The sequence below is a fragment of the Galbibacter sp. genome, from assembly GCF_035306585.1.
In the GTDB taxonomy this organism is placed as follows: domain Bacteria; phylum Bacteroidota; class Bacteroidia; order Flavobacteriales; family Flavobacteriaceae; genus Galbibacter.
Genome location: NZ_DATGNU010000077.1, coordinates 1 through 22,998 on the forward strand (window position 1 = coordinate 1; position 22,998 = coordinate 22,998).

Genomic DNA, 22,998 nt, shown 5'->3' on the forward strand with positions numbered 1-22,998 from the left:
TTCTAGAACGTTCTGTTTGCGCTCCCCATAGCTTGTCTGAAGGCACCTGAACTTCTCCCATGGTGTCTTTCTCAATTCTGTATTCCATAATAAATATCGAAGTTTTATTGATAGCACAAATGTACAGTATTTATTTTTTTAAACTCTTAAATTGCCTCGTTACATTTTAAGTCAAACACTTAAAAAATATACGATGGACTATGTATTGATGAAGGCATGCTGGATTAGAGATAAATGATATGAAATGCGGAAGGTTAATTAAATTAATTGATTTATTGATGTGTAAATTAAGAATTGTACTTATCTTTGAATCGAATTCAGAAAATTTCCGGAATTATGTTCGAATTTGATCAGTATCTGGGCTTTTTAGCAATTATGACTGTAATGGTCATAGGGTTTTGGTTAATGATTTTTTTATTAACCTTCGTGATACCTTATTGGTTAGGTGGTTCAATTATTGAAATCATCAAAGAAAAAAAAGCCGCTAGAAAGGCACAGGAAAATTAAGAAACAAAAAAGAAGCTCAAAAGGCTTCTTTTTTAGTTTCTAACCTCCCCTGAAAAATAACCCAGTTTAAATTGTTTTTAGCTTTTGGTGGAGCAGTTTTAACATATTTAAAATAATACTCTTTTGCTTATGTGCCTATTGTCGCCGTATAAAAGGTAAAGGGTTATACAGTTGTAATGGAAATTGAGTAGGAGGATAGGGATTAATTCTCTATATGTCCTCTGGCATTACTGCGCATACAGTAGGGTACAGGACGGTTCCTTTAGATGGACACCCTTGCCTTAAGCTAACATTTACCCTTCTAGGGCGTGCTCGGGACTTGAACCCTATAATCGCCCATGCTAGGCGCACATAAAAAAAAAGAAGCCGAGAAAGGCTTCTTTTTAAACTTCTATTATTTGTATTCTAATTACGAAACTCTTTTACTATCCCTGGAATCCTCCTCCTTGTTCATCATCCATGTCATTACCATTGGGACGATTTTGATTTCTTTCGTTTTTAGGTTGGTTAAATCGGTATACAAATGATACGGTGAATTGACGTTCTCTCCATTGAAACTCATTATCAGAGGTAAAAGATAAATCACCAACATCGTTATAAGATTGTGTGAATGAATTTCTTTTACGAGAGTTTAATAAATCACTTACATTCATTGAAATGGTTGCATTATCTCCCATGATGTCTTTGCTAAGCGCCATATCCACTGATAACATACCATCTGATTTTGTTTGTGAGTTCTCACGTGGTCCCATGTAAAAGGCGTTGGTTTGCCAAGCTACTCTTGCTGGTAAATCTACCTTAGCACTAAGTCTTGAGAACCAACTGGTGTTATCTGTACCATAATCCACTCCCTGGTATTCTCCATCTGTTTTAGATTTAAATAAGTTGAAACTTCCGTTTAGTTGTAACCAATCAATTCCACCGTACATTAAACCGATTTCTCCACCATATCGTTGGTTTGTTGAGAGGTTAATAGGAATGGTACTAATGATATTAATACCATCGGAGGTTTGTTGACCAGTTTCTCTTTGCACTCGGTCAAAAGATTCTGTTTCTCTTTGGTAATACACAGAGGAGGTTAATGTCAAGTCATCCCATCTTTTTAAATAGCCTAAGTCAAAAGCATCTGCGAATGCTGGATTTAAATCTGGATTTCCTTGAAAGATGTTTGTTCTACTTGAGCGGGATGGGAATGGGTTAATGAACCAACCTCTTGGTCGGTTGATTCTTCGGTTATACCCTAATGAAATATTTTCGTTTTCTCCCAATTCATAAGTAAGGTTAACGGTCGGGAATAATTCTAAATAGTTCTTATCGAAATCTGGATCAAATTCGAAGCCTAGGGTATCCATAAGCTGCTCATTAGTTAGATCTGAAGTTACCTTACCCTTTAATTGGGTATTCTCTAATCTCAATCCTAATAGAAATGAGAATTTACCAAATTTGTTCCCATACTGGGTGTATAAGGCATGTACATTCTCTTCGTAGTCAAAAACATTTGTCAGCCCGTAATCCACTGTGAATTCGTCAGTTTCTGGATTGTAACGCGACAACTCATAATCGTTTTTAGTATGTTCTAAATCACCACGATATCCCGCTTCAAACTGAGCATCTCCCATGGGAAGTACATAATCCGCTTGGATTAAATATTCGTTTTCTACATCGGTTTCAAATACTCTTTCTCTGTCGATATAGGCCTGACTAGGGTAGAATTGATTTTCAAAAACATCCGTATTGTTAGTCTCATCATCGGTGGAGTATTGAAAATCAGCCGTTAGTTTATGACCTTCGTCGTTAAAGTGATTGGTGTAGTTTAAAGAAATTTGATAGGACTTATCATCCTGCTTTTCCAATTCTTCACGAAGCGTTCTACTATCGATGGTGGTATCGATATATCGTGTGGTTGAGTTCTTAGTATCGTCCTGCTCATCCGAAAGTCGAGTGAACACACTAGCGGTAATGGAAGATCGATCCGTTAGGAAGTATTCCATCCCTAAATTTACATTGAATCCATTATCTTTTCTTATCATCTCTCGATCCTCAGTAACCCGATCGAATGCCGATCCCCCAAAGTAACGATTGTCGAAATTTGCTCTCCCAGGAGGCTCCCGGTAGAAATGACCCAAAGTGGTAAAGATGTTGAATTTATTGGTTCTTAAATTTAAATTGGCACTGATACGGCTTGTCGAAGGGTATCCTGTAGTTAAGCTTACCGATCCGTTAAATCCAAGTGTTTTTTCTTTCTTTAATACAATGTTTAGAATCCCAGCAGTACCTTCAGCATCATATCTAGCTGAAGGACTCGTGATAACTTCTACCTTTTCAATTGCATCCGCAGGCAGCTGCTTTAAGGCATCAGTAGAACCAAAACCTGCCATAGCAGATGGTTTCCCGTTGATAAGGATTCGTACGTTTTCGTTACCCCTTAGACTAATAGCGCCTTCAACATCCACAGTCACGGAAGGAACATTGTTCAATGCATCTGTTACGGTAGCTCCACTTGTGGTAAGGTCTTTTCCTAAGTTGTACACCTTTTTATCTAACCGAACTTCTACAGTAGTTTTTTCACCAACGACCTCTACAGCATCGAGTTGCGCTACGTCGATAGCTAGTTCAACTGTACCGAGATCTTTATCGTTTGTAATGTTTTGATTGTTCAGGGTGAAAGGGCGGTAGGAAATGAATTCTACCCGCACATTATATCTTCCAGCGGGTGCCTCAACCCTAAATTCTCCGTTTTGATCTGTGATTCCACCTGTGATAACATTCGGGTCATCCACCTTTTGTAATACTAGTGTAGCAAACTCTAAAGGTTCAGAAGTGTCGGCATCAATTACCTTGCCTGTAACAGTAATTTGCCTATTTGGACCTTGAGCATAGCTTAAAGTGGCTAGAAAAATTGCCGCAATAGCGCAGCACAATGTTTTAAATTTCATAGTAAGCGTCTAAATAAATAATTAGTTCGAATAAATTACGTTTGTATTTCAGACGCCAAAAATATAGGAAGGTTTAAGCGGAAATGGTTAAACTTTTCATAAAATTGCCTCTATATTCTTAAGAGGTCGGCCAATAACTGCCTTGTTGTCATGAATCACTATTGGACGCTCGATAAGCCTTGGATTTTCAACCATTGCAGCGATAATCTCTTGGTCACTTAAGGCTAGATCTTTATATTTTTTTTTCCAAATTTCTTCTTTGGTTCGAACCAGTTCGATAGGTGAAATCCCTAGAGTTTTAATAATTTGGGTAAGTTCAGAAATAGTAGGGGTATCCTCTAGGTATTTAATTATCTTAATCTCTTTACCAGTGCTCTCTAGGAGTTGTAATCCTTCACGAGATTTCTGACATCTTGGATTGTGGTATATCTTAATCATGATTTCTTTATTTTATAGTTAGGCATTTCCCGAAAATAAGATATTAAATACGCAAAAGCGTTTATTTTATTGGTTTATCTTGAGTTTTTTACAAGGTGAACTTTTTAAAACAGTTGAGTTTTGTAATAGCAAAAATACAAAAACATAACCCTAAAAATAGTTTCTAAGGAAAATATCATGGCTAAAACAATACAGACCAAGTCAAATGTGTATTTTTCTTAGTCATGTAATTTCTTGAAAAAAAAACCATAGTATTTCTGTACTCGCTTTAAAAAAAAAATACAAGTCCAGTTATACTCCCGAACGATGTGGATTTTGGTTATTCTTCGTGTTTTTGTCCCATCATCATTAAGTAAGCTTTTAGAAATTCATCTAGTCCGCCATCCATTACATTATCGACATTTCCTGTCTCGTGCCCAGTTCGTACATCCTTTATAAGTTTATAGGGATGCATCACATAATTTCGTATCTGAGAACCCCACTCAATTTTCATTTTTCCTGCCTCAATTTCATCCTTAGCAGCCTGTCTTTTCTTGAGTTCAATTTCATATAATTGCGATTTAAGCATTTGCATGGCTTTTTCTCTGTTCTCAAGTTGAGATCGCGTTTCTGAATTATGAATGATAATTCCAGTGGGGTGGTGCGTTAGAATGGCTTTGGTTTCAACTTTGTTTACATTCTGTCCACCGGCACCACTAGATCGTGCAAAGTCCCAGGAAATTTCGGAAGGATTTATGTCAATTTCAATGGAATCATCCGCTAGTGGATAAACATATACAGAGGCGAAAGAAGTATGTCGTTTAGCATTACTGTCAAAAGGTGATATTCTCACCAGACGATGAACACCATTTTCTCCTTTGAGCCATCCAAAAGCAAAATCTCCTTCAAATTCAAGAGTAACTGTCTTTATCCCGGCCACATCGCCATCTTGATGATTGAGCTCTTTTATTTTATATCCGTGCTTCTCTCCCCACATGATGTACATTCTCATCAGCATAGAGGCCCAGTCGCAGCTCTCTGTTCCACCTGCCCCGGAGGTGATCTGCAACACTGCACTCATATTATCACCTTCTTCTGAGAGCATATTTTTAAACTCTAAGTTTTCAATGAGATCTTTAGCCCTATCAAATTGATTAATTACATCCGCTTCCTCGGCTTCACCTTCTTTGTAAAACTCAAGTAAAACTTCAAGATCACTGACCATTGTTTTAACGAGTTGAAAATCTTCTACCCACTTTTTCTGGGTCCTTAAGGTCTTCATGATGATTTCGGCTTCCTTGGGTTTGTCCCAGAAATCAGGCGCAAAAGTCTTTTCTTCTTCATTTTGAATTTCGATTAGCTTTTGCTCTATATTGAGATATTTCCTAAGGTCTTCCGTTCTTTCAGAAAGATTTTTCACCTGTTCATGGCTGATCATATCGTAATTTTTTCCAAAAGTATAATATCTTTTTTTAATCTTGATAAGTTTTTCACCGCCGATGTTTAACTTTAGCGATTGTTAAACTAAAATTGATGGAAGTAAATTTAGTTAGTGATACCGTTACACAACCAACACCAGCCATGCTAGATTATATGTTTAAAGCTAAAGTGGGAGATGATGTATTTAAAGAAGATCCTACGGTGAATGCTTTGGAGAGAAAAGTGGCTAAAATGTTTGGGAAACAAGCTGCTCTTTTTTTTCCCAGTGGTACTATGGCGAACCAAACGGCTATAAAAGTGCATACACAGCCTGGGGAGCAACTAATTGCCGATAAGGATGCTCATGTGTTTAATTTTGAGGGCGGGGGTGTGAGTTTTAATAGCGGTGTGAGCTGTAGGCTTATCGATGGTTTATATGGGGCCTTTACTGCTGAACAATTGAAAGGTCAGATCAATACTCCAGAATTTTATCATACACCCATTACTTCCTTGGTCTGCATTGAGAATACTGCCAACAGTGCAGGGGGAACCTGCTGGGACTTAGATGAGATTCGACAAATCCGTACGGTATGTAGAGAACATGATTTAAAATTGCACTTAGACGGCGCTCGGATATGGAATGCCATGGTGGCCAAAAACGAAAATCCCATGCAATACGGTTCACTTTTTGATTCTATATCAGTTTGTTTAAGTAAAGGGTTAGGTTGCCCTGTAGGATCCTTGTTAATAGGGGATGAGCAGTTTATTTCAAAAGCACTGCGCGTTAGAAAGGTACTAGGAGGGGCAATGCGACAAATAGGATACTTGGCAGCAGCTGGCCTTTATGCCTTGGATCATCATATAGATCGTTTAGAAGATGATCACCAAAGAGCCAAGGAACTTGCAGCGGTTTTGAATGATAAAAAGTTTGTGCGATCAATTGAGCCCGTACAAACCAATATTGTGATTTTTTATTTAGACCAAGGGGTATTAGTTACTGAGTTTTTAAAACTGTTAACACAGCATGGAATTAAAATTATCCATCTAGGTCAGGGAAAGTTACGAATGGTAACCCATCTGGATTATACCAGTGAAATGCACGCTAGAACATTACAGGTGTTAAGGTCACTGGAGCTATAAAATCTCCTTTAAATCGGTAGTTTGATTTGTTTTGATTTCGAATTGTTCTTAACGGCAAGAATACCGTTCTCCATACCAGCCTCGGAGGAGTACATTTGACTTTGGCCTAATATAACACCGTTGGCATTTTTTAAGTTGAAGTAGAACTTTCCTTCGGGGGTGGTTTTACGTTCGTATCTGCTCATATTTAAGGCATTCACTTTTACACTTTCAATTTCTTTTTCTGCAGTTTCTATACTGTCAAATGCAATACTTTTAAGGAGGATATGTCCGTGTTCTGCCAGCAATAAAAAATTAAAAACATTCCCAGAATTTGATCTCTCAATCTTATACATAAGGTTACTTGGCTTAATTGATCATTTATAAGGAGCATCGCTCAACATTCCATGTGAATTTAAAAAATATATTGATAACTATATCAATACTTCTCAATTTTTCCTTCGCTCATGGATTTAAGAGAGATGATTTTGCTTTGGAAAGAGGATCCCAATGCACCAAGTATTCTTCTAATTGTGCTACTATTTAAACATGTCCATTCCAGGAATGTTGGGCATACCTTCCTTGGCAACAGCAGCTAACTCAGCTTCGTTTATTTTGGATGCCTGAGCAATGGCTTTATTGATATACAACACCAAATAATCTTCTAACTGTTCCTTATCTTGTAGGAGCGAAGGATCAAGTTCGATAGATTTTAATTCTCTGTTTGCAGTAATTGTCACCTCAATGAGCTTATCAGAGCTTTTCTCGCGAAGTGTTACGGTATCGAGTCTTTTTTTGGTTTCTTCTACTTTTTGTTGGGTTTCTTTTAATTTGCCCATCATTCCCATGAGATCTCCAAACATAGTTTTAAGTTTTTGCATCAAATTTACTAAATTACTTCAGTATTACACTAATTAAAATTTATATGAGGTACATTACTTTTATTCTTATAGTAAGTTATATTTTTGTGAGTTCCTGTAAAGAGAAACAACAAGAAGCTATGACAAAAATTACCCCACCAGTTGCAGATAAAAAAGAAGTTATTTTAGAGAAACATGGTGATATAAGAGTGGATAACTACTTCTGGCTAAATGAACGAGATAACCCAGAGGTGATAGACTACCTAGAGCGCGAGAATGATTACTACAATAAAATGACTGCGCATACCGAGGATCTTAAGAAATCACTTTTTGAAGAAATGAAATCTCGTATAAAAGAAGATGATTCTTCCGTTCCCTATAAATATAATGGGTATTGGTACTCCACTAAGTATGAAAAGGGGAAAGATTATCCGATCTATTTACGAAAAAAAGATGAAGAAGGGGCGCATCACGAGGTGCTCTTCGATTGTAATGAAATGGCAAAGGGCCATTCGTACTTTAATTTAAATGGTATTAATATAAGTCCTGATAATACTCTAGCGGTGTTTGGAGTGGATACTGTAAGTAGAAGAGAGTACGTTCTGCAGGTTAAAAACCTGGTAACTGGAGAGGTTTATCCATTACGTATAGAGAATACTACGGGATCAAGTACCTGGGCGAACGACAATAAAACATTTTTTTATACCAGAAAAGATAAACAAACCTTGCGCTCTGATAAAATTTTTAAGCACGTGTTTAATACCCAAGGTTCAGGATCCAAGGATCAGTTAGTCTATCACGAGCCTGATGAGACCTTTAGAGCTTTTGTCTATAAAACCAAGTCTCAGAAATATATTGTTTTTGGTTCTGGGAGCACCCTTACAACAGAGTTTAGTTTCATTGATGCCGATCATCCAGATCAACAACCAAAGGTTTTTCAGCCAAGAGTCAGAGGTTTGGAGTATAGTATTTCACATTATAAAGATACATTTTATATACTCACCAATGCCGATGGTGCCACCAATTTTAAACTTATGAAAACCTCAGTGGATAACACCTTGAAGGAGCATTGGGAAGAGGTTATTGCACACCGACCTGAAGTGTTGTTGGAGGATATTGATATTTTCAAAGATTACCTGGTGATTAGTGAACGCTCTGAAGGATTAAACAAAATTATGATTCGGCCATGGGACAAAGGGGATGCTTACTATATCCCATTTGACAATGAGACTTATACAGTTTTCACCTCCACTAATTTGGAGTTTGAAACAGATACGCTTCGTTTTGTGTACAACGCTTTGACCACACCGGCCAGTACTATTGACTTTAATATGAAGACTAAAGAAAGAGTGGTCAAAAAAGAACAACAAGTGCTAGGAGGTACCTTTGATAAGGATAATTATGCCTCTGAAAGAGTATGGATCCTGGCAAATGATGGGACTAAGATTCCTATTTCACTTGTTTATAGAAAGGATATGAGAAACAACGGTGGCAATCCATTATTACTCTATGGATACGGATCGTACGGCGCAACTATTGACCCTTATTTCTCCTCAGTGAGGCTTTCGTTGCTCGATAGAGGATTTATCTATGCTATTGCTCATATTAGAGGTGGAGAATACTTAGGAAGGCAGTGGTATGAAAAAGGGAAGCTCCTAGAGAAGAAGAATACATTTACGGATTTTATCAATTGTACAGAGTTTCTAATTCAGCAGGGGTACACCACCAAAGAGCATATGTATGCCATGGGAGGTTCTGCTGGTGGTTTGCTTATGGGAGCTGTGATAAACTTAGCACCAGAGTTATACAACGGTGTAATTGCTGCTGTTCCATTTGTCGATGTGTTAACTACCATGTTAGATGAATCCATCCCACTAACTACTGGTGAGTATGATGAATGGGGTGATCCAAATAAAAAGAAGTATTACAATTACATAAAGTCATACTCTCCCTATGATAATGTAGCATCAAAAGAATACCCAAATTTACTAGTGACCACAGGATTCCATGATTCTCAAGTACAGTATTGGGAACCTGCTAAGTGGGTAGCAAAGTTAAGAAGTGTTAAAAAAGGAGAACAAATATTGCTTTTCCAAACCAATATGGATGCTGGACACGGCGGTGCTTCGGGGCGTTTTGAAGCTTTAAAAGAAGTAGCCCAGGAATATGCTTTTATTTTAGATTTAGAAGGAATTCACCAATAGTTTTAAAAAAAGTCTTTAAATTTGCAAGGTTTGGAGGAATTCAAATCTATTTTGTATCTAACCAAATTTCTATGAAACAAAAGATAAATGCTTACGATAATGTTTTAGATTTAATAGGTAATACACCCTTGCTAAAACTAAGTAAAATAACCCAAAATCTTATTGGAAACTTCTTCGCTAAAGTTGAGGCTTTTAATCCAGGTCATTCGAGTAAGGATAGGATTGCACTTCATATTATTGAAGAAGCAGAGCGTAAGGGAATATTAAAACCAGGAGACACTATTATAGAAACGACCTCGGGTAATACAGGATTTAGTATTGCCATGGTTAGTGTTATTAAGGGATACGACTGTATTTTAGCGGTAAGCTCAAAGTCTTCGCCTGATAAAATTGATATGTTACGCGCTATGGGGGCAAAGGTATATGTGTGTCCTGCACATGTTAGTGCAGATGACCCTAGGTCATACTACCAGGTCGCTAAACGAATGCACGAAGAGATGAAGGGTTCGGTTTATATTAATCAGTATTTTAACCAACTCAATATGGAGGCTCATTACAGGACAACTGGTCCTGAGATATGGGAACAAACAAACGGACAAATTACACATCTTATTGCCTGCAGCGGAACTGGAGGAACTATATCTGGAACAGGACGTTTTTTAAAAGAAATGAATCCTAACATAAAAGTGATAGGAGTAGATGCCTATGGTTCTGTTTTGAAAAAATATCATGAAACACGTGAATTTGACACCAACGAAATATACCCTTATAGAATTGAGGGATTAGGGAAAAACCTTATACCAGGTGCAACAGATTTTGATGTTATTGATGAATTTATCAAAGTGACAGATGAAGAGAGTGCACATACTGCTCGAATGATATCAAAAACTGAAGGCTGTTTTGTAGGCTACACAAGTGGTGCGGCATTTCAGGCTGCCAAGCAATTGGCTGAGCTCGGTGAGTTTGATGCGAATAGCAATGTTATTATGATATTCCCAGACCACGGATCACGCTATATGAGTAAAATATATAGTGATGAATGGATGCGGGATCAAGGGTTCTTTGATTCTGTCAATACGGAAGCAATACAAAAAATTGAATATATCAAATAAATCAAAACTTATACCATGTCGGATTTCAATTTGGTTGATAAGGTTGAGGGGATCACCAAAGAGGAATTTAAAGAGCATTATCTTTCTGCCCAGAGACCTGTAATTTTTAAGGATTTAACTAAAGACTGGCCTGCTAGAGAAAAATGGACCTTTGATTTTTTTAAAAGGCAGTATGGTGAATGGGAAATTCCAATGTATGATGATTCTTATCATGAACCTGGTAATGGCTATATGAAGCCAACAACTTATAAAAAGTTCCGAGATTATTTAGAAATAATTGCGAATAAACCAACAAGCTTAAGGTTTCATAATTTTCAAATTATGAAACGTGCTCCAGAACTCTCAAAGGACTATCAGACGCCCACGATTATGGATGGCTTTATGAAATTCGCATTGATGTTCTTTGGAGGGCAAGGCTCGGCGCTTAATCTACATTACGATATTGATTGTTCTCATGTGTTTCTATCACATTTTCAGACGCAAAAAGTAGTCTACTTATACCCACCTGATCAATCTGATTTTTTATATAAATTGCCTTATACCAACCATTCTCATGTGGATGTGCTAAATCCCGATTTAGAAAGGTTTCCAGCCTTTAAATATGCAAAAGGATTTAAAGCGGTTATTGAACACGGCGAAACGTTGTTTATCCCTAAATTATGGTGGCATTTTGTATACTACTCAAAAGGAGGATTTTCACTTGCTTTACGGGCTAATGATTCCTTGAAGACTAAAATTCAGGGTGCATCAAATTTACTACGGCACTTTGCTTTTGACAGCGGAATGAATTACTTGGCAGGAAAGCATTGGAAAGATTATAAGGATAATAAAGCAAAACAAAACGCCCATAGGGCAATGATGAAAATGGGCGTTTGATAAAACGCCTTTTTTCTCAATAGTAAAAAATACCTATGAAAAGTATATTGATCACTGGAGTGTCCTCTGGAATAGGGTTGAGTACCGCAAAATTATTTCTAAAACGAGGTTACTTGGTTTTTGGAAGTGTCAGAAAACAAGCTGATGCTGATGGCCTACAAGGAGAATTGGGAGTAAACTTCCATCCACTAATCTTCGATGTAACAGATTTAAAAGCCATACAAATTGCCTATCAAGACGTCAAAGCTATTTTAAAGGATAAACCCCTGGATTGCTTAGTGAATAATGCTGGAGTTTCGGTCAATGGTCCTATGGCTTATATTGCCTTAGAAGAATTTTCGCAGCAGCTAGATATTAATGTATTAGGCCTAGTTAGAGTTTCTCAGACCTTTTTGCCTCTGCTTGGATTTAACAATAACCTCCCGAAAGGAAAAATGATCAATATCAGTAGTGGAGCTGGTCGTGTGACCCGTCCATTTATGGCACCATATGCTGCCTCTAAACATGCAGTGGAGGCGATTTCTGATGGGTTTAGAAGGGAGTTGTTGGATTTTGGTATTAGTGTAACCATTATCGAACCTGGACCTATACAGTCTGAAATATGGAATAAGGCAAAGGCGGAATCTGCCGAGCAGATCAATAAATACAAAGGCACGCCATATGAGCGGATCTATGCCAAGATGGATAAAGCTGTACAAGGGATGGAAGGAGCGGCTCTGGATGCCAGTATTGTAGCCAATTTAATATACGACATTGCAGAGGGTAAAAAAACCAGAACAAGATATTTAGTCGCTCCAAAAAAATGGCTGTTTTGGCTGGCTATACATGTATTTCCAGATAAATTCTTAGATAAGATGTTCCAAAAACAATTTCGTAATCTTTTACAAGATTCGTAAATATGTTATGAAAAGACCTTAATTTTAGTTACTTTTGGCCTCTGTTAAGTAAACACAAAATACAATTTAAAAGAATAGAAAACCTCCATTTACATGAGAGACTTATTTGATAGAATTATTGAGAATAAAGGTCCATTAGGAAAATGGGCTTCTCAGGCTGAGGGATATTTTGTATTTCCAAAATTGGAAGGACATATCTCAAATAGAATGAAGTTTAATGGAAAAGATGTTATCACCTGGAGTATAAATGATTACCTCGGGTTGGCAAATCATCCGGAGGTACTTAAAGTAGATGCTGAGGCTGCTGCTGAACACGGCGCTGCATATCCTATGGGGGCGCGAATGATGAGTGGTCATACCGACTTGCACGATCAGCTACAGAATGAACTCGCTGAATTTGTTAACAAACAAGCGGCATATTTATTGAATTTTGGATACCAAGGAATGGTGTCGTGTATTGATGCTTTAGTAACCAAGGACGATATTATAGTATATGATGTTGACTCACATGCGTGTATTATTGATGGTGTGCGACTTCATATGGGTAAACGTTTTACATATCAACATAATGATATGGAAAGCCTTGAGAAAAATCTTGAGCGTGCCACAAAAATGGCAGAACAAACAGGAGGAGGAATCTTAGTGATTTCAGAAGGAGTGTTTGGTATGCGTGGAGAGCAAGGCCGTTTAAAAGAAATCGTTGCCCTTAAGACAAAGTACAACTTTAGATTACTAGTCGATGACGCTCACGGTTTCGGTACCCTTGGGAAAACTGGTGCTGGAACAGGAGAGGAGCAAGGAGTTCAAGATCAAATCGACGTTTATTTTGCAACCTTCGCCAAGTCTATGGCTGGTATTGGTGCATTTTTAGCTGGTGATAAAGAAGTCATCGATTATCTTAAATATAATCTTCGGTCTCAAATGTTCGCTAAGTCATTGCCAATGATTTATGTGAAAGGAGCATTGAAGCGCTTGCAAATGATGAAGACGATGCCTGAACTTAAAGAAAAACTTTGGGAGAATGTAAATGCGCTTCAAAATGGCCTGAAAGTACGTGGGTTCAATATTGGAACGACCCAGAGTTGTGTGACACCAGTATACTTAAATGGAAGCATTCCTGAGGCAATGGCTCTTGTGAAAGACTTACGTGAGAATTATGGGATTTTCTGCTCCATTGTAGTGTATCCTGTTATACCAAAAGGATTGATTCTTTTGCGTATGATTCCGACCGCTACCCATGATCTAGAGGATATACAACTGACATTGGAAGCGTTCTCTGCCATTAGAGATCGTCTTGAAAATGGAACATACAAACGTCTTTCTGCAGCTGTCGAGGCCGCTATGGGCGATAAGTAAATAAATAGACAACTATTAGAAAATTTTCTAATGGATTAAAAAATAGAAGCTCTAAGTACATTAAAGGTATTTGGAGCTTTTTTTGTGCATGTTATTTTATTGCGATGGATTCTAATTCTCTAAAGGTACAGGCGATAGGTACGCCACTTTTTAATGAGTTGTGGGTTGTAGTTTTTCCATAATGCTTGTACTTGGCTGTTGGTTTCCAGCTCAGGGTTGGTTTCCATAACCTGGGTACCTTTTTTAACAAAGGACTTATAAGTCTGGTCAAATATAATGGCAGTTAAACCTTTACGCATGTACTCAGGGGCGATTCCGATTAATAAAAGAGTTACTTTCTCGCCCGATTTTTGAGCTTTTAATAAGTGATAAAATCCAAACGGAAATAGTTTTCCGTTGGCTTTTTGAAGTGCTTTTGAAAATGAAGGCATTATGACAGAAAACCCAACTAACTGGTCATTTTCATCTGCTATAAGGGTCACGAAATCGGGGTCTAAGAATTTTAAGTATTTGTTTTTATAATGCTCTACTTGATACGGTTTAATTGGTGTAAAGGACTCCAAATGCTGATGTGACCTGTTCATTAAATCAAATATCTTTTCGGCATAGGGTAGAAGGGATTTGGTGCTGGGTAGGTCTAAGACCCGTAAATTATATTTTTTTTGCAGCAGGACAGCAAATTTGGATAACTTATCAGGTACTTCCTTTGGCATAATAATTTCGTACTCCTTCCAATCAACTTCTTTTTTTAACCCGTATTTTTCCATCAGTTCTGGATAATAGGAGTAATTGTAGTTGGTCGGCATACTTCCAATTCGATCAAATCCTTCTATAAGCGTACCTGCTTTATCCATGTTTGAAAAACCTGCTGGTCCTTCGATGTATTTTAATTGGTGTTCTTGAGCGATATTTAACACTTGATCTAATAGGATATTACAGACTTTTTGATCATTAATAAAATCAAACCACCCAAATCGTAATTTAGGATTACCTTGTTTTTTCACCTCATCCCAGTTAATGATAGCACATATCCTCCCTACGATTTTTTTATCTAGATAGGCAAGGAAAAACCATGCTTGAGCATCCTTAAAGGCTGGGTTTTTAGATTTGTCAAAATTATTAAGCTCCTCGCTAATAATTGGTGGCACCCAATTTTCGGATGATTTGTATAAACTAAATGGAAATTTTACAAATTCCTTTATTTGCTTTTTCGTCTTTACTTCTATAATCTTTAACATATAGGTATTAATCTTCTATCTCTTCAAAAGGATTGGTGTTTTTTCTTTTTTTCTTGGCTTCTTTTATAAACTCTCTGTCCTTTTCTGAGAAATTGTCATACTGGTGTTTAGGGTCTCTATGAAAATCAAATCGATAAGAAGCTCCTATGGCTCCAAAAAATCGAGCAGGCGTATCTTTTATATTGATTCCAAAAGAGGCATCTAGCTGTAAATCCTTGGTAAACAAACGCGCTGCGCCCATCTTGAATATACCATCGGAATAGTAATCACTTTTAAACCCTTGATGTTCTACAAATATAGTATATCTAGGGTCACGAAGCGCATGAGTAAGTGTCAAAACATAGCTGTATAACGGATTATCAGAGGTGAATTTATCATAGGAGAAATTCATGACAAATACCCAATTAGGGGTAAGGTGGTGTTGGGTAGCCAACATCACCTTTGGCGTTAAACTTTCTTGTTCGGGATAAAATGGGTTATCACCGAAATTTAAATTAACCCCTGCATAAATAGCCACCGCTGGGATAAGATTTCTCCACTGCAGGTGGTTGTTCGCCTTCCAGCTATATAGATCTGGTTTGTTTCGTTCCGGATCTTTAAATGGATCGTAAATTAAATATTTTAATCCAAGGGTGTTTTTGGTGAAATCGTTTTGATTGTATTTCCTTGGGTTACCAATAGAGTTATCGATAACCTTTGCAAAGGTATACTGTCCATCATAAATAAGTTCAAGTTGTTCAAATAGAAAGCCATAGCGAAATACGATATCCATAGCGTAACGATTAGACTTGGTTCGGAGTCCCGAGTGATCCCATCGTTCGTAATAAAAACCACCTTCTATTTGGAAAACATTTTTTCCAACAGAAAAAGCACTATAGGAAGCGCCAGGGCGATTGGAATTAATTACCTCTGTGTACTGTGCATTTAATTCATGTGTGAGAGCGATCAGGGCGATAGCAACTAAGTAGATGGACTTCTTCATTGGTTTTGTATTTGAATTACGAATTTATCAATTTAGCGGCAATTTAAAAGGAATTTTTAAAATTCAATGTTTGATCCATAGATCAAATAATGGATTGCAAGCTTTGGGTAAGTGTATTTTGCTGATTTTATTATATTTTTAGCAGTTATAACCTGTAATTACGCCCAATGTGTTGTATTTTTGAATTTATTTTGAAAGCGAAATGTTATGCAGTTAATACGAACAATATTAATTATTATTCTAGTTTATTACGTGTTTAAAATTTTATCACGTTTGTTTGCGCCTTATTTAATGAAGTACGCTTCCAAGAAAATGAGCGAGAAGTTTGAACAGCAATACAAGGCTCAACAACAATATAAAAGAAATGGCTCACAATACAAGGAAGGGGAAACCGTAATTGATAAAAAACCCAAATCAGCAAACTCAAATTCTTCAAATAAAGTTGGAGAATACATAGAATTTGAGGAAATTGAATAACTAAATCAATTTGTTAAATGACTAACCAGTTAAGGAAAATACTACCACATAGTGTAGTATTTTTAATTTTTATATTGACTTCACTTATTTATTTTTCACCCGTTCTGCAGGGCAAGCAAATATTCCAAAGCGATATTGTTCAATATATTGGGATGGCCAAAGAACGTAATGACTTCAAGGAAAAAACAGGAGAGGAGTCCTATTGGACCAATTCTGCATTTGGTGGTATGCCCACCTATCAGTTGGGTGCCAATTACCCTCATGATTATGTAAAAAAACTGGATAAAGTTATTCGCTTTTTACCCAGACCAGCGGATTATTTGTTTTTATATTTTGTTGGGTTTTATGTATTGTTAATGGTCCTAAAAGTCGATTGGAAATTGGCCTTAATAGGATCTTTAGCCTTTGGATTCTCAACTTACTTAATCATTATTCTCGGAGTAGGACATAATGCCAAAGCCCATGCAATCGGCTATTTTGCTTTTGTACTGGCAGGAATATTGTTAGTCTTTCAACGAAAATATATCACAGGATTCTTACTCACCGCATTTGCTTTGGCACTGGAGATTAATGCGAATCACTTCCAGATGACCTATTATTTAATGTTTTTGGTACTTATTATAGGGGTGACTTACTTGGTGATGGCCTACAGGGAAAAATGGCTGCCACGATTCTTTAAATCTGTCGGAATACTTCTTGTAGCTGTTTTGTTAGCAATTGGTACAAATGCGCCTAACCTATTAGCGACCCAGGAGTATGCACAATGGAGCACAAGGGGGCCAAGTGAACTTACGATCAATCCTGATGGAAGTCCTAAAGAAGATACTGCAGGACTTGATAAAGAATATATCACCCAATATAGTTATGGGCTTTTTGAATCTTTTAATTTACTTATCCCACGTCTTGTTGGGGGAGGAAACGATGAGGCTCTTAGTACTGATTCAAAGACGTATGATTTTCTAGTGGCCCAAGGGGTCGCTCCATCGCAGGCAAGAGATTTTGTTGAAAATCAAGCGGCCCATATGATGTATTGGGGAGATCAGCCAGGAGTAGCAGCCCCAGCTTATCTAGGTGCGGTTATTTTGCTATTATTTGTCATCGGTCTGGTACTTATTAAAGGACCAATAAAATGGTGGTTAGTGGCAGGTTGTATAGTGTCATTACTACTTTCCTGGGGTCATAATTTTAGTAGTCTCACGAATTTTATGATTGATTACTTCCCGTTATATAACAAATTCAGAGCTATCACCTCCATTCAGGTTATCATCGAACTATGCGTACCTATTTTAGCGACCCTAGGATTGAAAGAATTTTTAAATAAAAAGGTTGATTATAATCAGAAGATTAAAGCCTTGAAATGGGGGGGAATTGTTTGTTTAGGGATCATCTCAGCCATATTTCTACTCAAAGGTACTTTTGATTATTCTCATGTCAATGACGCATATTACCGCCAGCAATTTGATCAAATGGGATTATCCCAGCTTATGGGGAAAATTAAGGAGGACCGGATGGGGCTACTCACCTCGGATCTTATTCGAAATTTCTTACTCATAGGGATCGCTATTGCAGTGCTGTGGCTCTTTATTAAGAATAAACTTAAAACCAATTTGTTGCTTATTGCAGTAGGAACCTTAATTCTAATTGATCTAGTGGGGGTCGATCGACACTATGTGAATCAAAAAGATTTTGTATCCGCACGATACTTAAGTCGCCCATTCCCACTAACGCCCACTGATGAACAAATCCTACAAGATAAAGGGCATTACAGAGTATATAACAGTCAGGAAGGACTCAACGGCGCCTCCACCTCGTATTATCATAAATCACTTGGTGGATACCATGCTGCAAAACCAAAAAGACTCTCTGACTTGGTTGAATATCAGCTAGCCAAAAACAACGTCGGGATTTTAAATATGCTCAATGTAAAGTACATCATCAGACCAGATGACCAAGGTCAATTGTATCCAGCCAACAATCCATATGCCAATGGCCCTGCATGGTTTGTACAGGAACTTAGAGCTGTGGAGAGTCCAGACCAGGAGATGGCAGCTTTGGATAGCATCAATACCAAAACAACTGCCGTTTTTGATCAAACTGAATTTGAGGATGTTTTACCAGCTCGTTTTAATGTCGATTCCACCGCACAGATTACGCTGAAATATTACAGCCCTAATGTACTGCTTTATGAGTCTTCAAACAACAATAATGGATTAGCCGTATTTTCGGAGATGCATTACCCTTACGGGTGGAAAGTTACTATTGATGGTGAAGAAGTAGAACATTTTAGGGTCGATTACGCGCTAAGAGCTTTAAGAATTCCTTCAGGAGAACATGAAATTAAATTTGAATTTGATCCCCAGGTGGTCAAAACTGGAGCAGCTATAAGTCTTTCCAGTACAATTGTATTATTTCTTTTACTGTTATCTGGTGTATACTTTAAGGTGAGAAAGGGAACCGAAAAGGTCGATTAAGCGCTAATTAGGAGAAATTATTTATTACTTTTGTTATGGATAAAGTTTTAATTATAACGTATTATTGGCCGCCTGCAGGAGGGCCAGGAGTACAGCGTTGGTTAAACTTTATAAAATTCTTGGCGGAATTCAACAAACAAGTGGTCGTTTATATTCCTGAAAACCCTAACTATCCATTTAAGGATGAGAGCTTTTTAAGTGAGGTACCTAGTACGATCACCATCCTAAAAAAACCAATCATAGAACCGTATAAATGGGCTTCGATATTTTCGTCTTCAAAAACCGCACAAATCAGTAAAGGGATAATCACCACTAAAAAACAATCTTGGATCGAGCGTGCGATGCTTTGGATAAGAGGTAATTTTTTTATTCCTGATGCTCGTGTATTGTGGGTGAAGCCTTCCGTTAAATTTTTAAGGGATTATATAAGTAAACACCATATAAAGACTATTGTAACAACAGGTCCTCCACATAGTCTGCATCTGATAGGTTTAAACCTAAAACAACGCAATGAACAGTTGCGTTGGATCGCAGATTTTAGAGATCCGTGGACCACAATAGGGTACCATTCAGAATTAAAACTCCTTAGAGTCTCTGAAGAAAAACATCAGAATTTGGAAGCGACCGTTTTACAAATGGCTGATAAAATTATTACCACAAGTCCTACCACTAAAAAGGAATTTGAGCAAAAAACCTCAAAGCCAATCAAGGTGATTACCAATGGATATCTAGATTACCCATCGCAGCCGATAGCCTTAACGGAGAAATTCAGTATTTCGCATATCGGATCGCTTTTAAGTGGTAGAAACCCAAAAGTATTATGGGAAACCCTCGCTCAGATTTGTAACGAGCATCCTGAATTTTCAAATGATTTAGAATTGATATTGGCCGGCACTGTGAGTGATCAAGTAATTGAAAGTATCAAGGCATCTGGTCTGGAAAAAGCAGTGCATTTGAAGGGATATTTGGATCACCAGCAGGCCATAGCTCTTCAGCGAAGTTCTCAGCTGCTTTTACTTATAGAAATTGATGCAGATAAGACCAGGGGAATTATACCTGGGAAGTTTTTTGAATACATGGCAGCTAAAAGGCCTATTTTGGCGTTAGGGCCACGTGGTTGGGATGTAGCCAAATTAATTAAACAAACTCAAACAGGACGTTTTTTTAACTATGAACAACGGAAACAACTCAAAGACTATATCCTGGAGGCTTACATGGACTACAAGAATAATAATTTACAGGTGTGTTCTAAAGGAATAGAGGCCTTTCACAGAAAGGAATTAACCAAAGCATTACTTGAATTTATAAGCTGATGGGGATTGTTGCAAGCCAAACTATAAAAAATACCCTAGTTACCTATTTTGGATTTGTAATAGGTGCCATAAATACGTTGTTCCTATATACTAATTTTTTGACCCCAACCTATTACGGGGTTGTTGGTTACTTACTTTCAGCCAGTACCATAATGATGCCTATTTTAGCTTTTGGAACACAGAATACGCTCATTAAGTATTTTAGTTTTTATAAAGATCAGAGCCAGAAAAATGCCTTTACTGGACTTGTCTTCCTATTACCTGTATTAATTGCGATTCCAGCAGCCATTATTGGTTGTATTGGCTATGGCTGGATTGTAGATATTGTCGCTTCAAAGAATCATATTCTTGTGCCCTATGTGTGGACTATCGTTGTGCTGGCTTTTTTTATGGCTTATTTTGAGCTATTTTATGCCTGGGCTAAGGTGCATTTAAAGTCCGTCTATGGAAACCTCCTCAAGGAGGTATATCATCGGGTTATGATAATGGTTTTACTCCTTGGTGTAAGTTTGGAGTTATATCCTGTTGAGACTTTTATATATTTATTAATGGCCGTTTATGGATCGCGATTGGTCCTTATGGCCATTGCAGCGATTTGGATAAAGAAACCTACTATTGCATGGTTTTTACCTAATAATTATAAAGAAGTGCTTCATTATTCTTTACTAATTATACTTACTGGTTCTATCGCAGTTGTTCTTCTAGATATCGATAAAGTAATGCTCGGCCAATTTATGAGCATTGATAACATAGCCTATTACAATGTAGCGGTATTTATGGCGGTGGTCATTGCGGTTCCTGCCAGAGCGATGCATCAAATCACCTATCCTATTACTAGTAAATTTATCAATTCAAATAATATGAATGAACTAGCGGTGCTCTATAAAAAAAGTTCTATTAACTTGTATTTGGTAGCAGGAGGAATTTTTTTGTTGGTCACCTTGAACGTGAATGCGTTGTATGAGTTACTTCCTCCAAATTATGAGCAAGGGGTGATGGTGGTTTTTTTAATAGGGCTTGCCAAGGTCTTTGATAATCTTATGGGAAATAACAATGCCATAATTTTTAATTCGGATTATTATCGAATAGTGCTTTTCTTTGGGTTGCTATTAGCAGGTCTAACGGTATGCTTGAATATTATTTTTATACCGGTTTGGGGATTAAACGGTGCTGCTTTTGCCACCTTGTTGTCTTTTATAATTTACAACTCGACAAAACTTATTTTTGTATATCGTAAACTAGGGATCCACCCTTTTACAAAGGCAACCCTTAATACCACTATGGTGCTGGTGGTGATCTTTGTACTATTTTTCTGGTGGGACTTTGATTTTCATCCCTTGATTAGTATTCTTTTAAAATCTATTCTTATCGGCTTGTTGTTCGCTTTGGGAATTTATTTATTAAACCTATCAGAGGATATCACGGCCATGATCCATGGTTTTAAAAGGAAATATCTTAAAAAGTAAAAATCCGCAGGTAAAATTACCCACGGACTTTTCCTATTTAACGAACGATTTAATTTATACCTTTCTATCTTACTCCTCTAGAATTACTTCTACTTGATCTGGCAGTAGGAGCAGATCTGTTTGATGAGGAATTTGAACTTCTATATGTTTTACTCGAGGCGTTTCTACTACTTCTTTCAATTGTAGCCTTTGGTCGAGCTGCTCTTGAGGTACTAAGACTATTTACCTGCACTGGACTTCTTTTCGATACAGTAGTAGTCTGAACCTTTTGTCTAGGTACACTTTTAGTTTGTACTGCATTTCTATTTGATGCATTGGAACTACGAATGGCTCTATTTACCGACTTAGAAGGTTGATACTTTACAGCCCTTGAACTTCTTACAGAGTTAGAAGTGTTATCCCGAGAGGCTCTCGCGGAGGAACGATTAATATTCCCATGATTTGCACCTCTACTTACTCTACTGGTATTCCTAGGCGAGACACTATTTTCACTTCTTGCTCGAATACTTCTAGTAATGGCAGCATCATTTCTTCTACTTACTCTTTTATCATTCTCATAAATACTTCTTCTTGAGTTATTGCCTTTATGATGATATGTTTTTCCAACGCTAACATACGATCTTCGATGGTTGTTCCTATAAGGCTTATAGTATGTATATCGTTCTGGAACATAGTACTTTCTATAAGGTCTATAATTTACCATACAAAATGCAGGGCTTGGTCTTCTAAAATACCTGTGGAACGGTCTGTGGACATAAACTCTATTGTACCCGTTTATAAAGCCAGTATAATGGCTAAATATACCATGGGCATTGAAATAGATGTGCATTCCACCAATTCGCCTTAAATAGTTCCCGTTATAAAGAATATTGATATTACCAATTCGTGTTACACGTCCATAGAAATCATAATAGATAGGCGTGTTTTCAATCTGTATAACTGCACCATATGCATCGTACTGTACATAAGGATCATAGGCATATCCAGAGTTAAAAGTAATGCTCACATTTCCTGTATGAACTCCTGCAGTAATTCTTGGAGTATCAATATAAAAATCGAACTCCCCATCAGGATACACTGAAAAGTTGATTCCGTTTTCTACGAAGATAAAGGAATTCCCATATCCTCTTATACTGCTTTGTGTGGAGGCAAAACTATTTTGACCACCAAAAACAAGTGCTATCAGTAATATAAATAATTGTTTCATGACTAAAGGTTTTGATTCAACAATGTTTTGGTTTTCATATTTTTTGGTCGGTCTTGCTAGTGTAAGCTCAAACTATGTGCCATAAATTAGCTTAATTCAAAAAATAGCCCATAACATACTGTAAATCAGTGTTTATAATCTT

The 22,998-nt window shown here is 37.2% G+C and carries 19 protein-coding genes; 11 read left to right on the forward strand and 8 right to left on the reverse strand.

Annotation, left to right across the window (positions count from 1 at the left end; genetic code table 11):
• Positions 1–336 precede the first annotated feature (336 nt).
• Positions 337–507: a hypothetical protein gene (locus VKY50_RS07630; RefSeq protein ID WP_324300501.1), complete on the forward strand. Its 171-nt coding sequence runs from the start codon at positions 337–339 to the stop codon at positions 505–507.
• 425 nt (positions 508–932) lie between these two features.
• Here VKY50_RS07630 and VKY50_RS07635 read toward each other — a convergent pair whose 3' ends face one another.
• From VKY50_RS07635 to prfB, 3 genes are all read right to left on the reverse strand, one after another.
• Positions 933–3,443, reverse strand: a complete 2,511-nt coding sequence (locus VKY50_RS07635; protein ID WP_324300503.1) for a TonB-dependent receptor — start codon at positions 3,441–3,443, stop codon at positions 933–935.
• A gap of 96 nt (positions 3,444–3,539) precedes the next feature.
• Positions 3,540–3,881 (reverse strand): arsenate reductase (glutaredoxin), encoded by a 342-nt coding sequence (arsC, locus tag VKY50_RS07640; protein ID WP_324300505.1) that lies wholly within the window; start codon positions 3,879–3,881, stop codon positions 3,540–3,542.
• A 319-nt stretch (positions 3,882–4,200) separates the two neighbouring features.
• The gene (gene prfB / locus VKY50_RS07645) at positions 4,201–5,298 is read right to left on the reverse strand and encodes a peptide chain release factor 2 (protein ID WP_324300507.1); all 1,098 of its coding nucleotides are present in this window, start codon (positions 5,296–5,298) and stop codon (positions 4,201–4,203) included.
• 95 nt (positions 5,299–5,393) lie between these two features.
• Between prfB and VKY50_RS07650 the strand changes: the two genes are divergently transcribed.
• Positions 5,394–6,419, forward strand: coding sequence for a threonine aldolase family protein (locus VKY50_RS07650; protein WP_324300509.1), 1,026 nt, complete (start codon positions 5,394–5,396; stop codon positions 6,417–6,419).
• Between the two features lie 8 nt (positions 6,420–6,427).
• Here VKY50_RS07650 and VKY50_RS07655 read toward each other — a convergent pair whose 3' ends face one another.
• A complete protein-coding gene (locus VKY50_RS07655) occupies positions 6,428–6,754 on the reverse strand; it encodes a YegP family protein (protein ID WP_324300511.1) in 327 nt (108 codons plus the stop codon).
• 183 nt (positions 6,755–6,937) lie between these two features.
• On the reverse strand, positions 6,938–7,261 hold the full coding sequence (locus VKY50_RS07660) for a YbaB/EbfC family nucleoid-associated protein (protein WP_324300513.1): 324 nt from the start codon (positions 7,259–7,261) through the stop codon (positions 6,938–6,940).
• Positions 7,262–7,323: 62 nt separating this feature from the next.
• Here VKY50_RS07660 and VKY50_RS07665 point away from each other — a divergent pair, with 62 nt between their 5' ends.
• The 5 genes from VKY50_RS07665 (at position 7,324) to capB (ending at position 13,702) form a co-directional block, all read left to right on the forward strand.
• Complete coding sequence (locus VKY50_RS07665; RefSeq protein WP_324300515.1) at positions 7,324–9,462, forward strand: S9 family peptidase; 2,139 nt, start codon at positions 7,324–7,326, stop codon at positions 9,460–9,462.
• Positions 9,463–9,533: 71 nt separating this feature from the next.
• On the forward strand, positions 9,534–10,574 hold the full coding sequence (capA, locus tag VKY50_RS07670) for a cysteate synthase (protein WP_324300517.1): 1,041 nt from the start codon (positions 9,534–9,536) through the stop codon (positions 10,572–10,574).
• Between the two features lie 15 nt (positions 10,575–10,589).
• Entirely contained in the window at positions 10,590–11,450 is an 861-nt protein-coding gene (locus VKY50_RS07675) for a cupin-like domain-containing protein (RefSeq protein WP_324300519.1), read from the forward strand.
• Positions 11,451–11,485: 35 nt separating this feature from the next.
• Positions 11,486–12,346: an SDR family oxidoreductase gene (locus VKY50_RS07680; protein ID WP_324300522.1), complete on the forward strand. Its 861-nt coding sequence runs from the start codon at positions 11,486–11,488 to the stop codon at positions 12,344–12,346.
• A 93-nt stretch (positions 12,347–12,439) separates the two neighbouring features.
• Complete coding sequence (gene capB, locus VKY50_RS07685; protein WP_324300524.1) at positions 12,440–13,702, forward strand: cysteate-C-fatty acyltransferase; 1,263 nt, start codon at positions 12,440–12,442, stop codon at positions 13,700–13,702.
• A gap of 119 nt (positions 13,703–13,821) precedes the next feature.
• Here the strand turns inward: capB and VKY50_RS07690 are convergent, their stop codons facing one another.
• Together VKY50_RS07690 and VKY50_RS07695 are read right to left on the reverse strand one after the other, a co-directional pair.
• The gene (locus tag VKY50_RS07690; protein WP_324300526.1) at positions 13,822–14,940 is read right to left on the reverse strand and encodes a GTP cyclohydrolase; all 1,119 of its coding nucleotides are present in this window, start codon (positions 14,938–14,940) and stop codon (positions 13,822–13,824) included.
• A gap of 7 nt (positions 14,941–14,947) precedes the next feature.
• A complete protein-coding gene (locus VKY50_RS07695) occupies positions 14,948–15,922 on the reverse strand; it encodes a transporter (protein WP_324300527.1) in 975 nt (324 codons plus the stop codon).
• Between the two features lie 207 nt (positions 15,923–16,129).
• Here VKY50_RS07695 and VKY50_RS07700 point away from each other — a divergent pair, with 207 nt between their 5' ends.
• The 4 genes from VKY50_RS07700 to VKY50_RS07715 are packed head-to-tail and all read left to right on the forward strand — an operon-like array spanning position 16,130 to position 21,649.
• Positions 16,130–16,399, forward strand: a complete 270-nt coding sequence (locus tag VKY50_RS07700; RefSeq protein ID WP_324300529.1) for a DUF4834 family protein — start codon at positions 16,130–16,132, stop codon at positions 16,397–16,399.
• A gap of 17 nt (positions 16,400–16,416) precedes the next feature.
• Complete coding sequence (locus VKY50_RS07705; protein ID WP_324300531.1) at positions 16,417–18,870, forward strand: YfhO family protein; 2,454 nt, start codon at positions 16,417–16,419, stop codon at positions 18,868–18,870.
• Between the two features lie 35 nt (positions 18,871–18,905).
• Entirely contained in the window at positions 18,906–20,183 is a 1,278-nt protein-coding gene (locus VKY50_RS07710) for a glycosyltransferase (protein WP_324300533.1), read from the forward strand.
• Positions 20,183–21,649, forward strand: coding sequence for a lipopolysaccharide biosynthesis protein (locus VKY50_RS07715; RefSeq protein WP_324300535.1), 1,467 nt, complete (start codon positions 20,183–20,185; stop codon positions 21,647–21,649). Before VKY50_RS07710 ends, VKY50_RS07715 begins: the two co-directional genes overlap by 1 nt.
• Before the next feature lie 64 nt (positions 21,650–21,713).
• Here the strand turns inward: VKY50_RS07715 and VKY50_RS07720 are convergent, their stop codons facing one another.
• Positions 21,714–22,856, reverse strand: a complete 1,143-nt coding sequence (locus VKY50_RS07720; protein WP_324300537.1) for a hypothetical protein — start codon at positions 22,854–22,856, stop codon at positions 21,714–21,716.
• Positions 22,857–22,998: the final 142 nt, after the last annotated feature.